Origin of the sequence: Bacillus sp. LM 4-2, from assembly GCF_000978495.1 — a bacterium.
Lineage (GTDB): Bacteria > Bacillota > Bacilli > Bacillales > Bacillaceae > Bacillus > Bacillus subtilis.
Genome location: NZ_CP011101.1, coordinates 1393071 through 1410669, shown reverse-complemented (window position 1 = coordinate 1410669; position 17599 = coordinate 1393071). Strand labels below are relative to the sequence as shown.

General features: G+C 42.7%; 20 protein-coding genes and 2 riboswitches. Of the genes, 6 read left to right on the top strand and 14 right to left on the bottom strand.

Translation table 11 applies throughout. The features are described from left to right. Positions 1-15: 15 nt before the first annotated feature. Positions 16-453, bottom strand: a complete 438-nt coding sequence (gene mhqR, locus bslm_RS07190; protein WP_003232475.1) for a MarR family transcriptional regulator MhqR — start codon at positions 451-453, stop codon at positions 16-18. A gap of 192 nt (positions 454-645) precedes the next feature. Here mhqR and kinD point away from each other — a divergent pair, with 192 nt between their 5' ends. Further along, positions 646-2166, top strand: coding sequence for a sporulation kinase KinD (gene kinD, locus bslm_RS07185; RefSeq protein ID WP_015252216.1), 1521 nt, complete (start codon positions 646-648; stop codon positions 2164-2166). A gap of 27 nt (positions 2167-2193) precedes the next feature. On the opposite strand, the gene bslm_RS07180 is transcribed toward kinD, so the two are convergent. After that, positions 2194-2625, bottom strand: coding sequence for a hypothetical protein (locus tag bslm_RS07180; RefSeq protein WP_029726990.1), 432 nt, complete (start codon positions 2623-2625; stop codon positions 2194-2196). A gap of 85 nt (positions 2626-2710) precedes the next feature. After that, entirely contained in the window at positions 2711-2968 is a 258-nt protein-coding gene (gene spo0E, locus bslm_RS07175; RefSeq protein WP_003218598.1) for an aspartyl-phosphate phosphatase Spo0E, read from the bottom strand. Positions 2969-3170: 202 nt separating this feature from the next. Between spo0E and bslm_RS07170 the strand changes: the two genes are divergently transcribed. Then, a complete protein-coding gene (locus tag bslm_RS07170) occupies positions 3171-3491 on the top strand; it encodes a YkvA family protein (protein ID WP_014479630.1) in 321 nt (106 codons plus the stop codon). Positions 3492-3531: 40 nt separating this feature from the next. Here bslm_RS07170 and mtnD read toward each other — a convergent pair whose 3' ends face one another. The 5 genes from mtnD to mtnE form a co-directional block, all read right to left on the bottom strand. Next, on the bottom strand, positions 3532-4068 hold the full coding sequence (gene mtnD / locus bslm_RS07165; RefSeq protein WP_003232483.1) for an acireductone dioxygenase: 537 nt from the start codon (positions 4066-4068) through the stop codon (positions 3532-3534). 14 nt (positions 4069-4082) lie between these two features. Beyond that, entirely contained in the window at positions 4083-4712 is a 630-nt protein-coding gene (locus tag bslm_RS07160) for a methylthioribulose 1-phosphate dehydratase (protein WP_003232485.1), read from the bottom strand. Beyond that, entirely contained in the window at positions 4670-5377 is a 708-nt protein-coding gene (mtnX, locus tag bslm_RS07155; RefSeq protein WP_046380981.1) for a 2-hydroxy-3-keto-5-methylthiopentenyl-1-phosphate phosphatase, read from the bottom strand. The genes bslm_RS07160 and mtnX overlap by 43 nt, the downstream gene beginning before the upstream one ends. After that, a complete protein-coding gene (mtnW, locus tag bslm_RS07150) occupies positions 5374-6591 on the bottom strand; it encodes a 2,3-diketo-5-methylthiopentyl-1-phosphate enolase (protein WP_046381497.1) in 1218 nt (405 codons plus the stop codon). Before mtnW ends, mtnX begins: the two co-directional genes overlap by 4 nt. Positions 6592-6675: 84 nt before the next feature. Beyond that, a riboswitch (SAM riboswitch) is annotated at positions 6676-6776 on the bottom strand. A gap of 38 nt (positions 6777-6814) precedes the next feature. Then, complete coding sequence (mtnE, locus tag bslm_RS07145) at positions 6815-8011, bottom strand: methionine-glutamine aminotransferase (protein WP_032721421.1); 1197 nt, start codon at positions 8009-8011, stop codon at positions 6815-6817. 94 nt (positions 8012-8105) lie between these two features. Here mtnE and bslm_RS07140 point away from each other — a divergent pair, with 94 nt between their 5' ends. The 3 genes from bslm_RS07140 (at position 8106) to mtnA (ending at position 11480) form a co-directional block, all read left to right on the top strand. Further along, on the top strand, positions 8106-8885 hold the full coding sequence (locus tag bslm_RS07140; RefSeq protein WP_046380980.1) for a carbon-nitrogen family hydrolase: 780 nt from the start codon (positions 8106-8108) through the stop codon (positions 8883-8885). An 83-nt stretch (positions 8886-8968) separates the two neighbouring features. Further along, positions 8969-9125: riboswitch (SAM riboswitch) on the top strand. 92 nt (positions 9126-9217) lie between these two features. Beyond that, positions 9218-10411 (top strand): S-methyl-5-thioribose kinase, encoded by a 1194-nt coding sequence (mtnK, locus tag bslm_RS07135; RefSeq protein ID WP_029317711.1) that lies wholly within the window; start codon positions 9218-9220, stop codon positions 10409-10411. Between the two features lie 7 nt (positions 10412-10418). Next, complete coding sequence (mtnA, locus tag bslm_RS07130) at positions 10419-11480, top strand: S-methyl-5-thioribose-1-phosphate isomerase (RefSeq protein ID WP_046380979.1); 1062 nt, start codon at positions 10419-10421, stop codon at positions 11478-11480. Between the two features lie 33 nt (positions 11481-11513). Here the strand turns inward: mtnA and bslm_RS21290 are convergent, their stop codons facing one another. From bslm_RS21290 to kinE, 3 genes are all read right to left on the bottom strand, one after another. Further along, the gene (locus bslm_RS21290; protein ID WP_003232500.1) at positions 11514-11639 is read right to left on the bottom strand and encodes a hypothetical protein; all 126 of its coding nucleotides are present in this window, start codon (positions 11637-11639) and stop codon (positions 11514-11516) included. Between the two features lie 90 nt (positions 11640-11729). Further along, complete coding sequence (gene ogt / locus bslm_RS07125) at positions 11730-12227, bottom strand: methylated-DNA--protein-cysteine methyltransferase (RefSeq protein WP_029726987.1); 498 nt, start codon at positions 12225-12227, stop codon at positions 11730-11732. Further along, positions 12224-14440 carry a sporulation two-component system sensor histidine kinase KinE gene (kinE, locus tag bslm_RS07120; RefSeq protein ID WP_003232504.1) on the bottom strand — a complete coding sequence of 739 codons (2217 nt, stop codon included), beginning with the start codon at positions 14438-14440 and terminating at the stop codon, positions 12224-12226. The genes ogt and kinE overlap by 4 nt, the downstream gene beginning before the upstream one ends. Before the next feature lie 252 nt (positions 14441-14692). Here kinE and bslm_RS07115 point away from each other — a divergent pair, with 252 nt between their 5' ends. Continuing rightward, entirely contained in the window at positions 14693-15715 is a 1023-nt protein-coding gene (locus bslm_RS07115; protein ID WP_003245573.1) for an acyltransferase family protein, read from the top strand. Between the two features lie 41 nt (positions 15716-15756). Here bslm_RS07115 and bslm_RS07110 read toward each other — a convergent pair whose 3' ends face one another. The 3 genes from bslm_RS07110 to ktrD form a co-directional block, all read right to left on the bottom strand. Then, complete coding sequence (locus bslm_RS07110) at positions 15757-15939, bottom strand: hypothetical protein (RefSeq protein WP_015715779.1); 183 nt, start codon at positions 15937-15939, stop codon at positions 15757-15759. A gap of 2 nt (positions 15940-15941) precedes the next feature. After that, positions 15942-16097 carry a hypothetical protein gene (locus tag bslm_RS20600; RefSeq protein ID WP_003232510.1) on the bottom strand — a complete coding sequence of 52 codons (156 nt, stop codon included), beginning with the start codon at positions 16095-16097 and terminating at the stop codon, positions 15942-15944. Positions 16098-16241: 144 nt separating this feature from the next. Continuing rightward, positions 16242-17591 (bottom strand): Ktr system potassium transporter KtrD, encoded by a 1350-nt coding sequence (gene ktrD, locus bslm_RS07105; protein ID WP_046380978.1) that lies wholly within the window; start codon positions 17589-17591, stop codon positions 16242-16244. Positions 17592-17599: the final 8 nt, after the last annotated feature.

The window sequence follows — 17599 nt, the reverse complement described above, 5'->3', positions numbered from 1 at the left end:
TCAGGCTTCCTTTTTTTACTTATTATGAAACTGTTTTGCGTTTAATCCTACTCTTTTTAACATTTCGGTGCACATCTCTACCTCTTCTTCGCTTAATACGCTGATCATTTCATCAATTTCAGCAGCGTGATCAGGGAAAATATCATTCAAAAGACCGATGCCTTTTTCAGTAATTTGCGCAAATGTCACTCGTCTGTCTGTAGGAGACGCTTTCCGAATGAGAAGTTCTTTTTGCTCCAGCTTATCTACAACGTATGTGATGCTCCCGCTAGCCAAGAGAATTTTATCTCCTATCTGCTGCAGCGGCTGATCGCCTTTATGGTACAAAAGCTCTAGCACAGCAAATTCAGTCGGATTCAGCCCATGCTTATGAATATGCTTATTCATATGATCGTTAATAGACCGATACGCGCGCGACAGCACGATAAATAACTTCAGTGATTTTTCTGTCATGTCTCAATCATCCTTTTAGAAACCGTTACAGAGAAACATTAATAAACAAAGACCAAAATGTCAATAAAAATCTTTCCAATATTTCTCTTCTTTTTTAAAATGTAAGCTTGCCAACACCTTTTTCTAATTTTTTTGGTTATTTTTTCTTATTAAAGAAGAAGAAACAATGATATAATACCTCTAATCAGGTGTATGTTGGAGCGATGCAAATTGAAAATACTAAAAGGCGCCTGCGGGAGAGTCAAACTTTATATCATACTGGTCGTGATTCCGGCAATCGTCATCAGCTTTTTCGTATATGAAAAAGAAAAAGATACAATAGCTGCAGAACATAAACAAGAAGCAAGTGTCCTGCTAAACCTTCACCGCAACAAAATCAATTATTTAATCGGAGAAACAATGGCGAGAATGACCTCCTTGTCCATCGCCATCGACAGACCGGTTGATATAAAGAAAATGCAATCAATTTTGGAAAAGACCTTTGATTCAGAGCCGAGATTTTCCGGTCTCTATTTTCTCAATGCCAAAGGAGACGTCACCGCAAGCACAACCGAATTAAAAACGAAAGTAAACCTGGCCGACAGATCTTTTTTTACAAAAGCAAAGGAAACTAAAAAGACAGTCATTTCAGATAGTTATTCGAGCAGAATTACTGGTCAGCCAATTTTCACAATTTGTGTGCCTGTTTTGGACTCAAAACGTAATGTGACAGATTATCTTGTCGCAGCTATTCAAATTGATTATTTGAAAAATCTCATTAACTTACTAAGCCCTGATGTTTATATTGAAGTTGTGAACCAAGACGGGAAAATGATTTTTGCGAGCGGACAAGCCTCTCATGCAGAGGATCAGAAACCTGTCAGCGGATATCTGGATGATATCAGCTGGAATATGAAAGTCTATCCGAACCCGGTCACAATAGAAGAACTGTCGAAAAGCCTTGTGCTTCCGCTTTCATGTATTATTGTTCTGCTGAATATCCTTTTTATTCTCGTGCTGTATTATTTGCTGAAGCGGCAGACCCAGCTGGAGCGCTCAGAAAATGAGGCGCAAAAATTAGAGCTAATCGGGACGCTTGCTGCCAGCACAGCTCATGAAATCCGTAACCCCCTCACCGGCATAAGCGGCTTTATTCAGCTGTTGCAAAAGAAATATAAAGGTGAGGAAGATCAGCTTTACTTCTCCATTATCGAACAGGAGATAAAGCGCATCAATCAAATAGTGAGTGAGTTTCTTGTTCTCGGCAAGCCGACAGCTGAAAAATGGGAGCTGAACTCACTTCAGGACATTATCGGAGAAATTATGCCGATCATTTATTCTGAGGGCAATCTATACAATGTTGAAGTCGAATTACAGTATTTAACCGAGCAGCCCTTACTCGTAAAATGTACAAAAGATCATATTAAACAAGTGATTTTAAATGTAGCAAAAAATGGCCTCGAGTCAATGCCTGAAGGAGGCAAACTGACGATCTCCCTGGGAGCTTTAGATAAAAAAGCCATAATCAAAGTTGTGGATAACGGTGAAGGGATTTCTCAGGAAATGCTGGATCACATTTTCCTCCCCTTTGTTACTTCTAAAGAAAAAGGAACCGGGCTCGGCCTTGTTGTTTGTAAACGGATCGTACTGATGTACGGAGGCTCTATTCATATTGAAAGTGAAGTTCGAAGAGGCACAGAGGTGACAATCACCCTCCCTGTATCCGCTTCATAGCCCCCCTGACCATGTCAGGAGGGTTTTTTATCTTCGTGATCGGGCATTGCCATTCGATTTGCTTGCTGGTCTTCCAGAAAAAAGGACTTTGATGAAACGCAACAGCATTTTCAAAAGTAAAAAAAACATAAAAAATACTAAAAAACCCTTTATACCTTCCGTGGCATCTAAAAACTCCATATTCCCTCTCCCCGTCACCTTTTGCTGAATCTCAATCGCAAATACGATGACAATGATGACTGTAACGGTATAGATAAAGGACAAGGCTGTCATACTCCATTTAGAAAGCCATGTAAACACAGCGTGAGTGACGCCGAAAAAGAATATGCCAAAAATGCCGATCACCCAAAAATGCATTTCTTTGTCAGTTAAATGAATGCCAAATATTCCGCATAAGGAAATAAAAGCATCATGAAATTGATTGACCATTTCGGTAATGAGAATCGCCAGTTCTTTCATTAGTTCCCTCTTTCATATGAATTTTTTCCAGAAAAAAAGAGCGCTTCCGAAAAGCTCTCTCTTTATATATGCATCTGATAGGCCGCTATTTATTTGCATCATATGCTGGCATAACATCTCTGCGGGGCCACAAGCCTAATTTCTTTACAAGGCCTTGAATCCCTTGGGAATGTTCGTTTTCTTGCATAAGCTGGTGATATTCATTTATTAAACAATCCAGCTCCTGACTGTGCCTGATCGTGTCATGCCCTGTAAATCCCTGCTTTCTAGCGGCATCTATCATTAACTTTCTTTTTTCATCAATAGACACCAACAATCTTTCTTGTTCAGAAGAACCGCCCATTCACTTCACCCCTCGCCGCTAAGAAATAGGAAACAAGTTTGATTGGGTTATTGTGCATTATTACAGATTATACTTTATTTGTAAACATATTTTCATTAAATAAGTTAATTTTTCAGGTATAATAGATATATTGATAGGATTAGAAGAACAATACCCAGGTGAAGAATATCTTAAACACGCCGCCAGGCAGGAGGAATGCCCAATGAAGAAAAAGAAAGCAATTATGCTCGGAGCGGCAGGCGGAAAAGCAATTTTGAAGAGGAAAAACCGAAAAAAATGTATTCAGCACATCACTATTTTTTTTCAGATGCTTCGCGATTGGCGAAATGGCGACTACCCTCGTTCACAGGTTAAAACACTTTTGCTGTTAACTGCCGCAATTCTGTATATCGTCATGCCGCTCGATATCATTCCAGACGTAATCCTCGGTCTTGGATTCATTGACGATGCAGCTGTTTTAGGTTTGATTTGGACACTGATTAAAAAAGAACTGTCACAGTATGAAAAGTGGCGTTTGCAATAAATATAAAAAGCCCCGTTCGATGAACGGGGCTTTCTCATGCTTATTGATTCACGCTGTCTTTTTCATAAATCGGAACCCAGCCTTCAGTTGTGACAAAAATTCTCACCGCGACAACTTTGCGGTCCTCCTGAAGCGTGAAGTAATGGCGGATATTCTCAGGCACAGAGATTAAATCTCCAGGGTTTAAACGGACATCAAAAAACGTGCCGTCCTTGCCTTGAATGACAAAAATACCGTGTCCGCTTACAATAAAACGAACCTCATCGTCTGTATGGTGATGCTCTCTTTTAAAGTTTTCAAGCAGTTCATCAAGTTTCGGATTGCTGTCTGACAATGAAATAACATCCTGTGCTTTATAGCCGCGGCGGGTTGAGATATCTTTAATTTCAGTTTCGAAGGTATCAAGAATTTGCTGTTTTTCTTCTTCTGTCAGGTCATATTTCTCTGAGAGATGTTCCGGAAGCTTCGTGATATCCCATTGCTCATAAATAACCTCTTGACTGTCCAGAAAGCTTGCCACTTCCTCTTGATTTTCAATCGTTGTATTTGCCTCATCATGAATTCGAATTGTAGCCATTTCAATTCCTCCTTTTATTTAACCAGCTGATGCTGGAGTGTTTTCAATTTCAAATGGTAGCTGAACAAAAATTCATACGCTTCAAGCACTCTTTTTGCCTCAAATGCTGTTTTCCCCCAAGCCGTAATACCATGATTTCGGATCAGAACAGCTCCTGAATCTTCTGAAATCTCTTCCGCAAACAGTGCCGCAAGCGTCGGGATATGTGCCGGATTTTCTATAATCGGAACGGTCACTTCTGCGTTCTCTTCCCACAAGCCGAGTGCTTTTATAATTTCCTGGCCTTTGAATGTGATTTTCTTTTGGTCTCCGTATAACTCTGAAATCACATTATTGTTTACCGTATGGACATGCAGGCAGCACCCGGCATTGGTTTTATTGTACAAATGTGTATGCAAAAGCGTTTCTGCTGACGGTTTCAGAGAATGCCCGCTTTCAGCAGGCTCTCCGTTTTGATCGACCAGCAGAAAATCTTCAACCGTCTCTTTGCGTTTATCTTTTCCGCTTGCAGTGACGAGAAATGTTAAAGGCTCATCTGTAACCTTAATTGACAGATTACCGCTAGTCGCCGGAAACCAATCTCTCTCTGCCAATTCCCGTTTTACTTCAGCGAGCTCTCGCCAGCGTTCTTGTTTTGCAGCCATTCCTGTACCTCCTTTACATTCTCAATTTCCTTTGTTATCTCATAAAAATCTTGATACGGAAGATGATTGAGGTTTTGCTCCCGGCATTCGTTTAATAAATAATCCCTTGCAAAGCATAGGTCAGACAGCTTTGCTGCCTCCACATCTGTAACCGAATCACCGATCATGATGATATATTGGTTCGGTTCAGAAAGTTCATGGATGACCGACGGCTTACAGCACCCGCATTGATTGCTGCATGTGCCCTTGCAGGAATGAGGCCAGTCAATATGGATATAGTCATTGTCAAATGAAGCATGGTTGCAATAAATGCGGTCTTTCTCCACAATGCCTTCAAGCAAAGGATATACAAAAAAGTCCATTCCACCGCTTATAACATAAAACGGAATCTCGTGCTCATTGATAAATGCTACAAATTCCCGAAAGCCTTCCCTGATTTTTGCATCTTCTAATACAAAACTTGTAATCTCTTCTTTTAAACGGCTGGGCAGAAGGCCGAACATCCGCCCGACACCTTCCTTGATCGACAGCGTTTTGGAAAGTACGCCGTCTTTTAATGCCACCCACTCTGGGGGAGCAAATGTTTTCATGATATTTATAATGTTGTCGTTCATCGTGATGGTTCCGTCAAAATCACAAATAATAAAAGGTTTTCGAGTCGTCATACGGCTTCAACCTTTCCCCATTTATCTAGCGCAAGCTTAAGATCCTTGCATTGTTCGGCTTTTTCATCAATCGGCTGGGCCTCTAGGACCGCATCAATAATGGCTCTGAACGCTCGCCCCCCGCCTTGGGCACCGTTCGGATGTCCATGTACGCCTCCTCCGGCGTTAATAATGTGGTCTATGCCGAAATCACGCATTAATAGCTGAACCATGCCGGGATGAATGCCTGCTGACGGAACCGCAAATGTTTGGTTAAAAGCATCCTCTCTCACACATTCTTCATGAATCGCCAGTGCATCTGCTCTTGGAAGCGCAACCGAACCATATGGAGACGGAAAGAGGCTGAAGTCAGCACCGCAATATCGGTTTAATTTTCCTAGTAAAAGAGCGTGAGAAAAACCGTAAATCGGAGAAGACGTAAACGCTCCGCTCACTGCTGGATGCGCCATAATCGGAACTGGGATTTCAGGATCTTCTGCAAGGCCTTGCATAACGTCCAAGCCGTAAGCAAAGACATTAAACAAAAGCGCATCCGCTCCCAACTCGGCGGCGCGTCTAGCTTTGTCTTTCAGATCAGCCGTACGTCCGGTCAAATTCACCGCATACAGCGTTTTATGTCCGGTTTGCTCATACGTTTCTTTCAATATTTGCTTTCCTTCTGCAATTCTTGTTTCAAAAGGCGCTAGACCTGTCTCAAAGAAAATTTCATCGTCTTTAATCAAGTCAACTCCGCCAAGCGCCTGCTGCCGGAGCTGTTCTTTAATATCACTCAGGTCCCTTCCGATTACGCCTTTAAATATGCTCATTAACAGCGGTCTCTCAAACTCTCCCAGCAGCTTCCGGATGCCGTATACGCCAAACTTCGGTCCCGGCAGTGCACGCTTAAATGCTTCAGAGAAGTGAAGATCGATCAATTTGATTTTTCCGTCCAGGGACAGCTTGCCAAACACTGTTGTCAGCAAAGCCGGAATATCCTGAGAGAAATTGATTTCAGGATAGGCAATTGTGATGACCGCTTGTTTTTCTGATGCAGGAGTTCCCTCTCTCTCCTCAACTTTTATCACCCGCCCCTTGTGCTTTTGCATTTGCTCCTGTTTTACAAGGGGCAGATCAGTCCAGGAGCCTACTGTCAATCCTGTTGCGATTTGTTCTGCTTTCTTCTCTGTATCGGCTCCCGGTTCGGTCAGGAGATATGTCGCTAATAACTCACTCATGCCAGAGCTCCTTTCATTTTCATCCATATCAAAAAACCTCTTCAAACTGCAATCGCGTCTAAAGAGGTTTCGTTTCTCGTCCGAATCTTATCTCTCAGCCGCTAGCTGCAAGAATTAGCACCGTGCTTTATAAGTCGGTTGCCGGGCTTCATCGGGCTCGTCCCTCTGCCTGCTCTTGATAAGAAAATATAGATTTTATAAATTATTTTGAATTATCCCATCGTTATAAGGTCTTGTCAATGCTTTTTTGGGTAAACAGGTTCAGTTTGCCAATTCGATAAGCGGCTTCCTTAAGTCTTTCTTCACTTGTTAAAAGTCCGACTCTGACGTAGCCCTCGCCATATTCACCGAAGCCGTTTCCAGCCGCAACCGCCACATTCGCTTTTTCCAGCAAAAGATCTGAGAACTGCTCAGAAGTATAGCCTTCAGGCACAGGCAGCCATGCAAAAAAAGAACCTGCGGGAGCTGTTACATCCCAGCCGATTTCCCGGCATGCCGTGATCCAAGCGTTTCGCCTGCTCTCATATCTGGCATTTTGCTCTGCCACACACGTCTGATCGGCTAACAGTGCCTCTGCTGCAGCCTCCTGAGTCGCTCTGAAAAGACTGACAAACATATGGTCTTGATAAAGATTGATCGCTTCAATGACCGAAGCGTTTCCGACGGCAAAGCCAACCCGCCATCCTGCCATATTATACGTTTTTGACAGCGTGTAAATTTCAATTCCGATATCCTTCGCACCTTCAGTCTGCAAAAAGCTTAAAGGCTTGCAGCCGTCAAATCCTACAGCGCCGTAAGCAAAATCGTGAACGACGCAGATTCCATTTTCAGTCGCAAAACGCACGGTGTCTTCAAAGAACTCAGAAGTAGCAACAGCTCCGGTCGGATTATTCGGATAATTCAAATACATCAATTTCGCCTGTTCCCTTACTTCAGCGGTTATGCTGCTGTAATCAGGGAGAAACGCCCTGTCCTTTACGAGCGGCATCATTTCCATCTTTGCTTTTGCAAGTGTGACACCCGACCAGTAATCTGGATAACCCGGATCGGGAACTAAGATCGTATCACCGGGATTCAACAAGCATTGCGGGAGCTCGACAAGACCGGCTTTTCCGCCGAATAATACAGCGACTTCGGTTTCCGGATCCAGATCAATGCCGTACTCTCTTTTGTAAAATGCAGCAGCCGCTGACTTCAGACTGTATGAGCCGCGAAAAGACGAATATTTATGATTCTCAGGATCAGCAACAGCTCGTTTCATCTCCTCGACAATATGTTCAGGAGTCGGCTGATCTGGATTTCCCTGTCCTAGATTGATAACGTCATGTCCTTCTGCGAGCTTTCGGTTCACTTTCTGCACCAGAGAAGCGAAGAATTGTTTAGGCAATTCCTTCAATACATGAGACTGTTCAAATTTCATCTATTCTCACCTTCTAAAAAAATCTTGAAATGATAGTCCATCATCATATATGGTTAAATGAAAAAAGTAAAGAAAAATTTGGGGTGTTAAAAAGATGAAATGGACGATATCTTGTCTTCAATTTGATATTTCATACGGCAAACCTTCGGAAAATATAAAAAAAGCTGAATTTTTCATCGAAAAAGAAAGCAAACATGCTGATGTTCTTGTTCTGCCTGAATTATGGACGACCGGATATGATCTGGCCAATCTTGATGAACTCGCTGATGAAGACGGCCGATCCGCTCAGAGCTGGCTGAAGAAAACGGCAAAAAAACATGGTGTTCATATTGTCGCCGGATCGGTCGCTGTCAGGAAGAATTCTGATGTTTATAATACAATGTACATCGCGGATAAGAAAGGGCAAATCATTAAAGAGTACAGAAAAGCCCATCTTTTTCAGCTGATGGATGAGCATCTGTATTTATCAGCCGGTTCCGAAGACGGATACTTTGAGCTTGACGGCGTCAAAAGCTCAGGATTGATCTGTTACGATATCCGTTTTCCGGAATGGATCAGAAAACATACGACAAAAGGCGCCAACGTGCTGTTTATTTCTGCGGAATGGCCTCTTCCCCGCCTTGATCATTGGAAAAGCCTGCTTATTGCGCGGGCCATTGAAAACCAATGCTTTGTCGCAGCCTGCAATTGTACCGGTTCAAATCCGGATAATGAATTTGCAGGACATAGCCTGATTATTGATCCATGGGGGCGTGTACTTGCTGAAGGCGGACGGGAAGAAGGCATAGTCCGAGCGGAAATCGACCTTCAAGAAAGCGCAGAAGTTCGGGAGAGCATTCCTGTTTTCGATGATATCAGAAAAGATTTATATTAAAAAATATATTGACAACTAACTAAATTACCTGTTACCATGTTCATCAACTGATAAATTAGAATTGTCAAACAAGTGAATATATTCTCTTATCGAGAGTTGGGCGAGGGATTTGGCCTTTTGACCCCAACAGCAACCGACCGTAATTCCATTGTGAAATGGGGCGCATCTTTTTCGCGCCGAGACGCTGGTCTCTTAAGGCACGGTGCTAATTCCATTCAGATCTGATCTGAGAGATAAGAGAGGCGGACATAGATGTTAAGCCTCCTTCTCTCTGAGAAGGAGGCTTTTTTACGGCCACATATTAAGTGATTACATAATTGGAGGTTATGATGATGGGAGTCACAAAAACACCTTTATACGAAACATTAAATGAAAGCTCCGCTGTGGCGTTGGCGGTGAAGCTTGGCCTATTTCCAAGCAAAAGCACGCTGACATGCCAGGAGATCGGAGACGGCAACTTAAATTACGTTTTTCATATTTATGATCAAGAACATGACAGAGCATTGATCATTAAACAGGCGGTTCCGTATGCAAAAGTGGTGGGAGAAAGCTGGCCGCTGACAATCGACCGTGCAAGAATCGAAAGCAGCGCTCTCATCCGTCAGGGCGAGCATGTGCCTCACCTGGTTCCAAGAGTGTTTTATTCTGATACGGAAATGGCGGTTACCGTCATGGAGGATCTCTCTCACCTCAAGATCGCAAGAAAAGGACTCATTGAGGGTGAAAACTATCCTCATCTGTCGCAGCACATCGGTGAATTTTTAGGAAAAACACTTTTCTACTCATCAGATTACGCGCTTGAACCTAAGGTGAAAAAACAGCTTGTTAAACAGTTTACAAATCCAGAGCTATGCGACATTACGGAAAGACTTGTTTTTACAGATCCTTTCTTCGACCATGACACAAATGATTTTGAAGAAGAGCTTCGTCCTTTTGTCGAAAAGCTTTGGAATAATGACAGCGTTAAAATCGAAGCCGCTAAGCTGAAAAAGTCATTTTTAACGTCTGCAGAAACGTTGATTCATGGTGATTTGCATACAGGAAGCATTTTCGCAAGTGAGCACGAAACAAAGGTGATTGATCCTGAGTTTGCTTTTTACGGACCGATCGGCTTTGATGTAGGGCAATTTATCGCCAACTTATTTTTGAACGCACTCAGCCGTGACGGGGCTGACAGAGAGCCGTTATATGAACATGTCAAAAAGGTCTGGGAAACGTTTGAAGAGACGTTTAGTGAATCCTGGCAGAAGGACAGTCTGGATGTTTACGCCAACATCGACGGTTACCTCACTGATACGCTCAGCCATATTTTTGAAGAAGCAATCGGATTTGCGGGCTGTGAGCTGATACGACGCACGATCGGCCTTGCCCATGTAGCTGACCTGGATACGATCGTGCCGTTTGATAAACGAATCGGCAGAAAACGCTTGGCGCTCGAAACCGGCACAGCCTTTATCGAAAAACGTTCGGAATTCAAAACGATAACAGATGTTATTGAATTATTTAAGTTACTTGTAAAGGAATGATCTATTCATGACCCATTCATTTGCTGTTCCACGTTCTGTTGAATGGAAAGAAACAGCTATTACCATTTTAAATCAGCAAAAGCTTCCTGATGAGACGGAATATTTGGAGCTGACGACGAAAGAGGATGTATTTGATGCGATTGTCACGCTCAAAGTAAGGGGCGCTCCGGCGATCGGCATTACGGCTGCCTTCGGACTGGCGCTTGCTGCCAAAAACATTGAAACAGATAATGTCACGGAATTCCGCCGCAGACTGGAAGACATCAAACAATATTTAAACAGCTCACGGCCTACCGCCATTAATTTGTCATGGGCGCTTGAGAGACTGAGTCATTCGGTCGCAAACGCGATTTCCGTAAATGAAGCAAAAACAAACCTTGTCCATGAAGCCATTCAGATTCAGGTTGAGGATGAGGAAACGTGCCGGTTGATCGGCCAAAACGCCCTGCAGCTTTTCAAAAAAGGCGACAGGATCATGACAATCTGCAATGCCGGCTCAATCGCGACAAGCCGCTATGGAACGGCGCTAGCTCCGTTTTACTTGGCCAAACAAAAAGATTTGGGATTACACATTTATGCCTGTGAAACAAGGCCTGTCCTGCAAGGTTCACGCCTTACTGCTTGGGAGCTGATGCAGGGGGGCATTGATGTCACTCTGATCACAGACAGCATGGCTGCCCATACGATGAAGGAAAAACAAATTTCCGCTGTTATCGTCGGAGCCGACCGAATTGCAAAGAACGGTGATACGGCAAATAAAATCGGCACATACGGTCTTGCTATTTTAGCAAACGCCTTTGATATTCCGTTTTTTGTCGCTGCACCTTTATCTACATTTGATACAAAGGTCAAATGCGGCGCTGATATCCCGATAGAGGAACGAGATCCCGAGGAAGTCAGGCAGATTTCCGGAGTTCGGACCGCTCCATCCAATGTGCCTGTCTTTAATCCCGCTTTCGACATTACACCTCATGATCTCATTTCAGGAATCATCACAGAAAAAGGGATTATGACCGGAAACTATGAAGAAGAGATTGAGCAGCTGTTTAGAGGAGAAAAGGTGCATTAAAAAACCGCTGGACTTTGCTCATTTGGAGCCGAGTCAGCGGTTTTTTTGTTTCTTTTTGTTAACATTGATGATTTCATCTTTTTGAGCGCTTGATAAGATATGCAGTTTCACAAACAGTTCGGCAAAAACAGCAAGTTTCTCAGAGCGGCTCGGCTTCAATTGCTTTGTCCTCCTTTTTCACCAGACCAACTTTTTTAACTTAATAAAATGATATGTCGGCCGTGAAAAAAAGGGAACGTGCCATATGTTTTATTTTTCTTTATAGGAGATTCGCTCGATGTTTAGCAAAAATGCTTTGATCTCCGTTTTGCTTCCGGCGTATCCTGTTAACGCACTGTTTTTGCCGATCACTCTGTGGCACGGGACAAAAATCGGCAGGTCGTTACGTTTATTAGCCTGTCCGACAGCGCGCACCGCTTTCGGACTGCCGACCGCAGCGGCAATATCTGCATAGCTTCGGGATTCACCATATGGAATCCTCTCCAGCGCCTTCCACACTTTTTGCTGAAAAGGAGTGCCCTTTTGGCTGAGCGGCAGGGAGAATGTCTTCCTTTCGCCTGCGAAATATTCTTGAAGCTGTTGTTTCGCTTCTGCAAGATTAGATGTTTCCTTGTGCTCAGTATTCTGAACCGTTTCTTTCCAATCCACCCAATCTTCCTGACTGAGAAATAGACGAGTGATCCGGTCATCCTCTTCGGCAATGATAAGTTCACCGAGCGGCGTTTCGGCTGTCGTATAGTAGTTCATTCATCATTCCTTCTTTCTTCAGCATTCTGTCTGACAGGAAGCGTAATATGGAAAACGGTGCCCTTCCCTTCTTCACTTTCTACCATAATTTCGCCTTGATGTTCTTCAATAATTTTATAGCTTACCATAAGCCCAAGTCCAGTTCCCCGTTCCTTTGTCGTATAAAACGGTTCACCAAGTCGCTTTAATTTATCTTCTGTCATTCCGATTCCCTCGTCTTTTAAGGAGATTAGAACATGATCTTGATCCAATGCCTTTATCGTTACAAAAATATTTCCGCCGTCAGGCATCACTTCGATGGCGTTTTTTAATATATTGATAAAAACCTGTTTCAGCTGATTCGGTTCACAGTAAATCGGGGGAATGTCGTCAATTAAATCAAGTTGCATTTGTACATTGCTGAGATTGGCTTGCGCATTTAGAAGGTCTATCGTGTCCCTCATAATTTGGGTAACATGTTTTTCCTCATACATAATGGCCTGGGGCTTAGCTAAAATCAAGAATTCGGTGATGATGGATTCGATGCGCTTTAGTTCTGAGGTGATCACGTTGAAGTAAAGGGCGTAGTCTCCCTCGACACTCCCTTTCAGAAGCTGAATGAAGCCTTTAAGAGCAGTCATCGGATTTCTGATTTCATGAGCAATGCCGGCTGCGAGTTCGCCGACAACATGAAGGGTATCTGATTTGCGCAGGCGTTCCTCCAATTCTTTTCGCTCTGTTACGTCTTTAAAGATAGCCAAGTTCATATTTTGAATAATATTCCGTTTAAATGAGAATTCGAGTTTTCTGTTATCACCGCTGCTCAGCAAAAATGGAATTTCGTTGTCCATTTCATCAAAATTAATCTGCCTTGCCGGTGATGCCAGATTTTCTATTTCATAAGCAGAAATAATATCTAACAAGCTGTGCTGTTTTATCTCTTCATGTGACAGTCCCAAAATATGGCTTGCTAACGGGTTGGCGTCAATGATCCTGTATTGATTGTCGAACAATACATTGCCGTCCATTGAGCCGTTGAACACTTTTCTGAATTTCAGCTCGCTTTCCCGAAGCTCCTTTTCCATCCGCTTTCTGTCGCTTACATTTCTTAAGATCGTCAAATGCTGATTTTCAAGGATTGTCCGTTTTGAAGTAAATTCAAGCTCTTTGAATTGGCCGTTCCCCATTTGAAACAGCAGCTCTTCTCTGATCTCTCCGTATTTTGCGTATTTCCTCTTCGTTATGCTGTATTTCTGCTGCGAGTCAACGAGAAAATCACACAGCTTTCTTTTCAACAGCAAATTCATCGGCAGCTCAAAAATTTTACAGGCTGATTGATTCGCTTTTACGATTCTTCCGTCATTCGACCAGATGATGATGGCGTCCATTGCATTTTCAAAGATTTCTCTGAAGCGCTCCTCACTTTTAAAGAGCTGTAGCTCCATAGACCGCTTCTCTGTGATATCCCTCATAATGGACATATAAAAACCGCTGATGATGTTTGATGTAATCGTGAATTCAAATAGTTTTTGAACTCCTGAACGAAGCTTGACAGGCAGCTCCCCCTTCGCTTTTCCCTTGCGGTTGAGCGCCTTCCAGATATTGTCGAAATCTTTTCGTGAGCCGCTGTCTATGAACTCATACAAAGATAAATGAGACAGCTCATTATGATTGATTTCAAAGCTTTTACAAAAGGACAAATTGGCATCAATAAAACCGCCATCTTTATCAAACAGGACGATTCCGTCAACTGCTCTGTCAAACAAGTCCTTAAAAAGCTGTTCATTCATAGAGAATTCCCGCTCCAGAATCTTCTTAGAAGATATGTCCCTCATGACAACAAAAAAGAAATCCTCGCCAATACCTCTTTTGGCCAGAAACTCTATGTATTTTGTTGCCCCGCAATCAAGCCTGATCGGAACCTCCTTCCACAGAAAGCCTTTTTTAAAAAACTTCTTTACGGAAAGATTCAGTTCATCCTTTGGAATTGAAAACAAAAAATCCAAAACAGAACGCTTTTTCAAATCTTCCGAGTCAACTTGAAGCATCCTTTCTGTTGCTTCATTTGCCTGAACAATCCGCATTTCGTTATCACAAATAAAAATAGCATCGAGCGTATTGTTGACAATCACTTGATGCTGATTCAATTCCTTTTTCAGTCGCGCGTTTTCTTCTTTGAGGCGATTCAGTTCCTCTCGCAGCTCCGAGTTTGTCTGGACACCAAGAGTTTCCATGCATGTACACTCCTTCTTCAAAACCTATCCCTCAATATTTCTACAAAATGCGGGAACTTCCTTCATTTGCCCTATAAATTTCAGAAAATTTCAGCGCCATTACATTACGAAGACATTTTCTACGATCCTTACCATCACTTTACATCGACCTAACAATCAGCATTTTTTTAGATTCCTTTTTCATCTTTTATTTTAAAATATGTACCAGCAGGGAATAATCTCTTAGTGACTGATGAAAGAGAAGGTGATGCTATGAGTAAATCGCGGGACAGTTATTTCGATAACGCAAAATTTTTATTGATATTCCTTGTTGTATTCGGTCATATCCTTCGTTCCTTTATTAATGATAATCATTTTATGCTCTACCTCTACAAGTTCATTTACACATTCCATATGCCTGCATTTATTCTTGTATCCGGTTATTTCGCGAAAGGCTTTAAACGGGCGGGATATGTAAAAAAGCTGGCGGTCAAGCTGATTATTCCGTATTTGATTTTCCAAATCATTTATTCCGTCTTTTATTACATTATGCAAGATGAAAGCATGGCAAATGTGAACCCGATTGATCCGCAATGGTCGTTATGGTTTCTTGTAAGCTTATTCTTTTGGAACCTGCTCCTATATCCTTTTTCAAAGCTTTCAAAGCAGTGGGCGCTGTTTGTCAGCTGCGGAATCGCCGTGCTGATCGGTTATCTGGACTTTGTCAGCAGCACGCTGAGCTTGTCACGGACATTCGTATTCTTACCGATGTTCCTTGTCGGTTTTTATTTAAATAAACATCATTTTGATTTATTGAGATCAAAACGCGGCAAACAAATTGCGCTCGGAGTGCTTGCCGCAGTATTCGTCATCTGCTGGGGCATCGATTTTGACTATTCTTTTCTGTTTGGTTCAAAACCGTATTCTTCATTTGGAGACGTTACCCTTGTAAGCGGACTATCCCGAATCGGCTGGTATGTACTCGCCTTTGGGGCAACCTTCAGCTTTTTAGCGCTTGTTCCGCAAAAACGGTATTTCTTTACCAAATGGGGAACCCGGACATTTTACGTGTATCTGCTTCACGGGTTTATTATTAAGACATTACGACAGGTCGGGCTTGAGGATTGGCTTACTGACTATCAAAGCTTAGTGATCCTCTTGCTTTTAACAGCAGCCCTGACATCAGTCCTCTCCAGCAACTTTGTTAAGACAGTCGCTCAGCCCTTCATTGAGCTGAGGATGACCAGCTTATTGCAATTTGTCAGAGGAACGGGCAAAAATGCTTATTTAAAATAGAAAAAGCACCTCTTAAGCGGACGCCGCCTAAGAGGTCTTTTTTATTTTTGTTTTTTATTTTTGTTTTTTTCTTTTTTCTTTTCAGGCTTGGTGACTTCCAGCGTTTCGATGATCTTCCCGGCATTGTAATCCCCAAGTTCACTTGAGAACTCTTCCTCCAGCACCTTTTTATTCATAGGCTTTTTATGATTTTGCATGTCTCTGCTATGACGGTTTTTCTTCACAACTACATGCCTCCCTGCTGGCCCTGTTTGGAATTGCGGTTTGCCCCTCTAAAATTGGGGTCGTCATGATATTGTGTCTTATATGAATTGGGGTCCATGCTCTCGGTAGGTGTATTGTTATTTTTAATGGCTTCATTCACTTCAGCTTTACGCTTCATACGAATCCTCCTCGCCAGTTTTCAGACATTTTAAGATGCAGGAGCGTAAATTGCACCTGTCGAAGTTAGGTTCTCCAACTGAACAGGAGGCACACATCTTTTTTTTGGCAATCAAAAAACACCGCAAAGTATGCGGTGTTTTGCCTATCCGATAATCACTCTTTCTTTCGGATAGTGATAGTTCGCTTCAATTTCCTTTCTTCCGATCAGATACAGGAAGGTTAGGATGCCGATTCGCCCGATAAACATGACAATCATAATGACGCATTTTCCAACACTGCTCAAATCTGCCGTAATTCCAAGCGACAGGCCGGTTGTACCGAATGCCGAGCACACTTCAAACAAAAGCTCCAGCAGGGAATGTTTTTCTGTAATGGTCAGAATGAGTGTCGCGCCAAAAACGAGCAGGATCGCCATCATCGTGACAACAAGCGACTTCATCAAGTCAGCAGGGTGAAGCTCCCGTTTGAATACCTTTACGGCCTTATTGCCGCGGGCAAAATGAAACAGCGCAAGAAGGTTCAAAGCAAAAGTCGTTGTCCGTATGCCTCCCCCGACTGAGCTTGGCGACGCTCCGATAAACATCAGCGCACAAATAAAAAAGAGTGTGGAATCTGATAATTGGCTGATATCGATTGTTGCCAGTCCCCCGCTTCGGGTTGCCGTTGATTGAAACAAGGACAAAAACAAAATATCATGCCATGATTTTCCTGCGAACGCATGGTTTGCTTCCAGGACAAAGATGCCAATGGCTCCAAACAAGACAAGTGAGCCGAACGTAATCGTCGTGATCTTTGTAAAAAGCGTAAATGGATAACGCCGATGCTTTGAAAACAGGAAATCCTTTACTTCAACAAGCACGGGAAATCCAATCGCTCCAAATATAATTAAAAGCATTGTAATAAACTGCACAAAGTAATCGTGGCGAAATGGAATCATCGAATTACCGGTAATATCAAATCCGCCGTTTGTCGTTGCACTGATACTGGCAAAAAACCCGTGTAAATAAGCTTCCTGATAGGAGTCATAGTAGGTTAAGAAATATGTGCCGAGTATCAGCCCGCCAAAAAATTCAATCCACAAGATCAGAAACAGTACTTGCTTCATCAGATTGACAATTCCTGAAAACTGGGATTGGTTTTGATCAACCATAATCAGTTTCCGTTCTTTCAGCCCGATTCGTTTTCCCATGATCAGCCAAATGAACGTTCCGAGCGTCATAATTCCGATTCCGCCAAATTGCAGAACAAATGCTAATATAAAAATCCCTATTGTGCTGAATGTATCAGCTGTATCAACTACCGTCAGCCCCGTTACGCTGACTGAACTGACAGCTGTAAAAAGCGCATCAATAAACGTCCAATCCGCCCCCGGTTTATGGGCCGCCGGCAAACTCAGCAATATAACGGCCACAGTAACTGCAAGAAAATAATATAATGCGATCAGCTGGGCCGGTGACAAGGTCTGTATCAATTTTCCAAACTTTAATCTCATGTAAAATC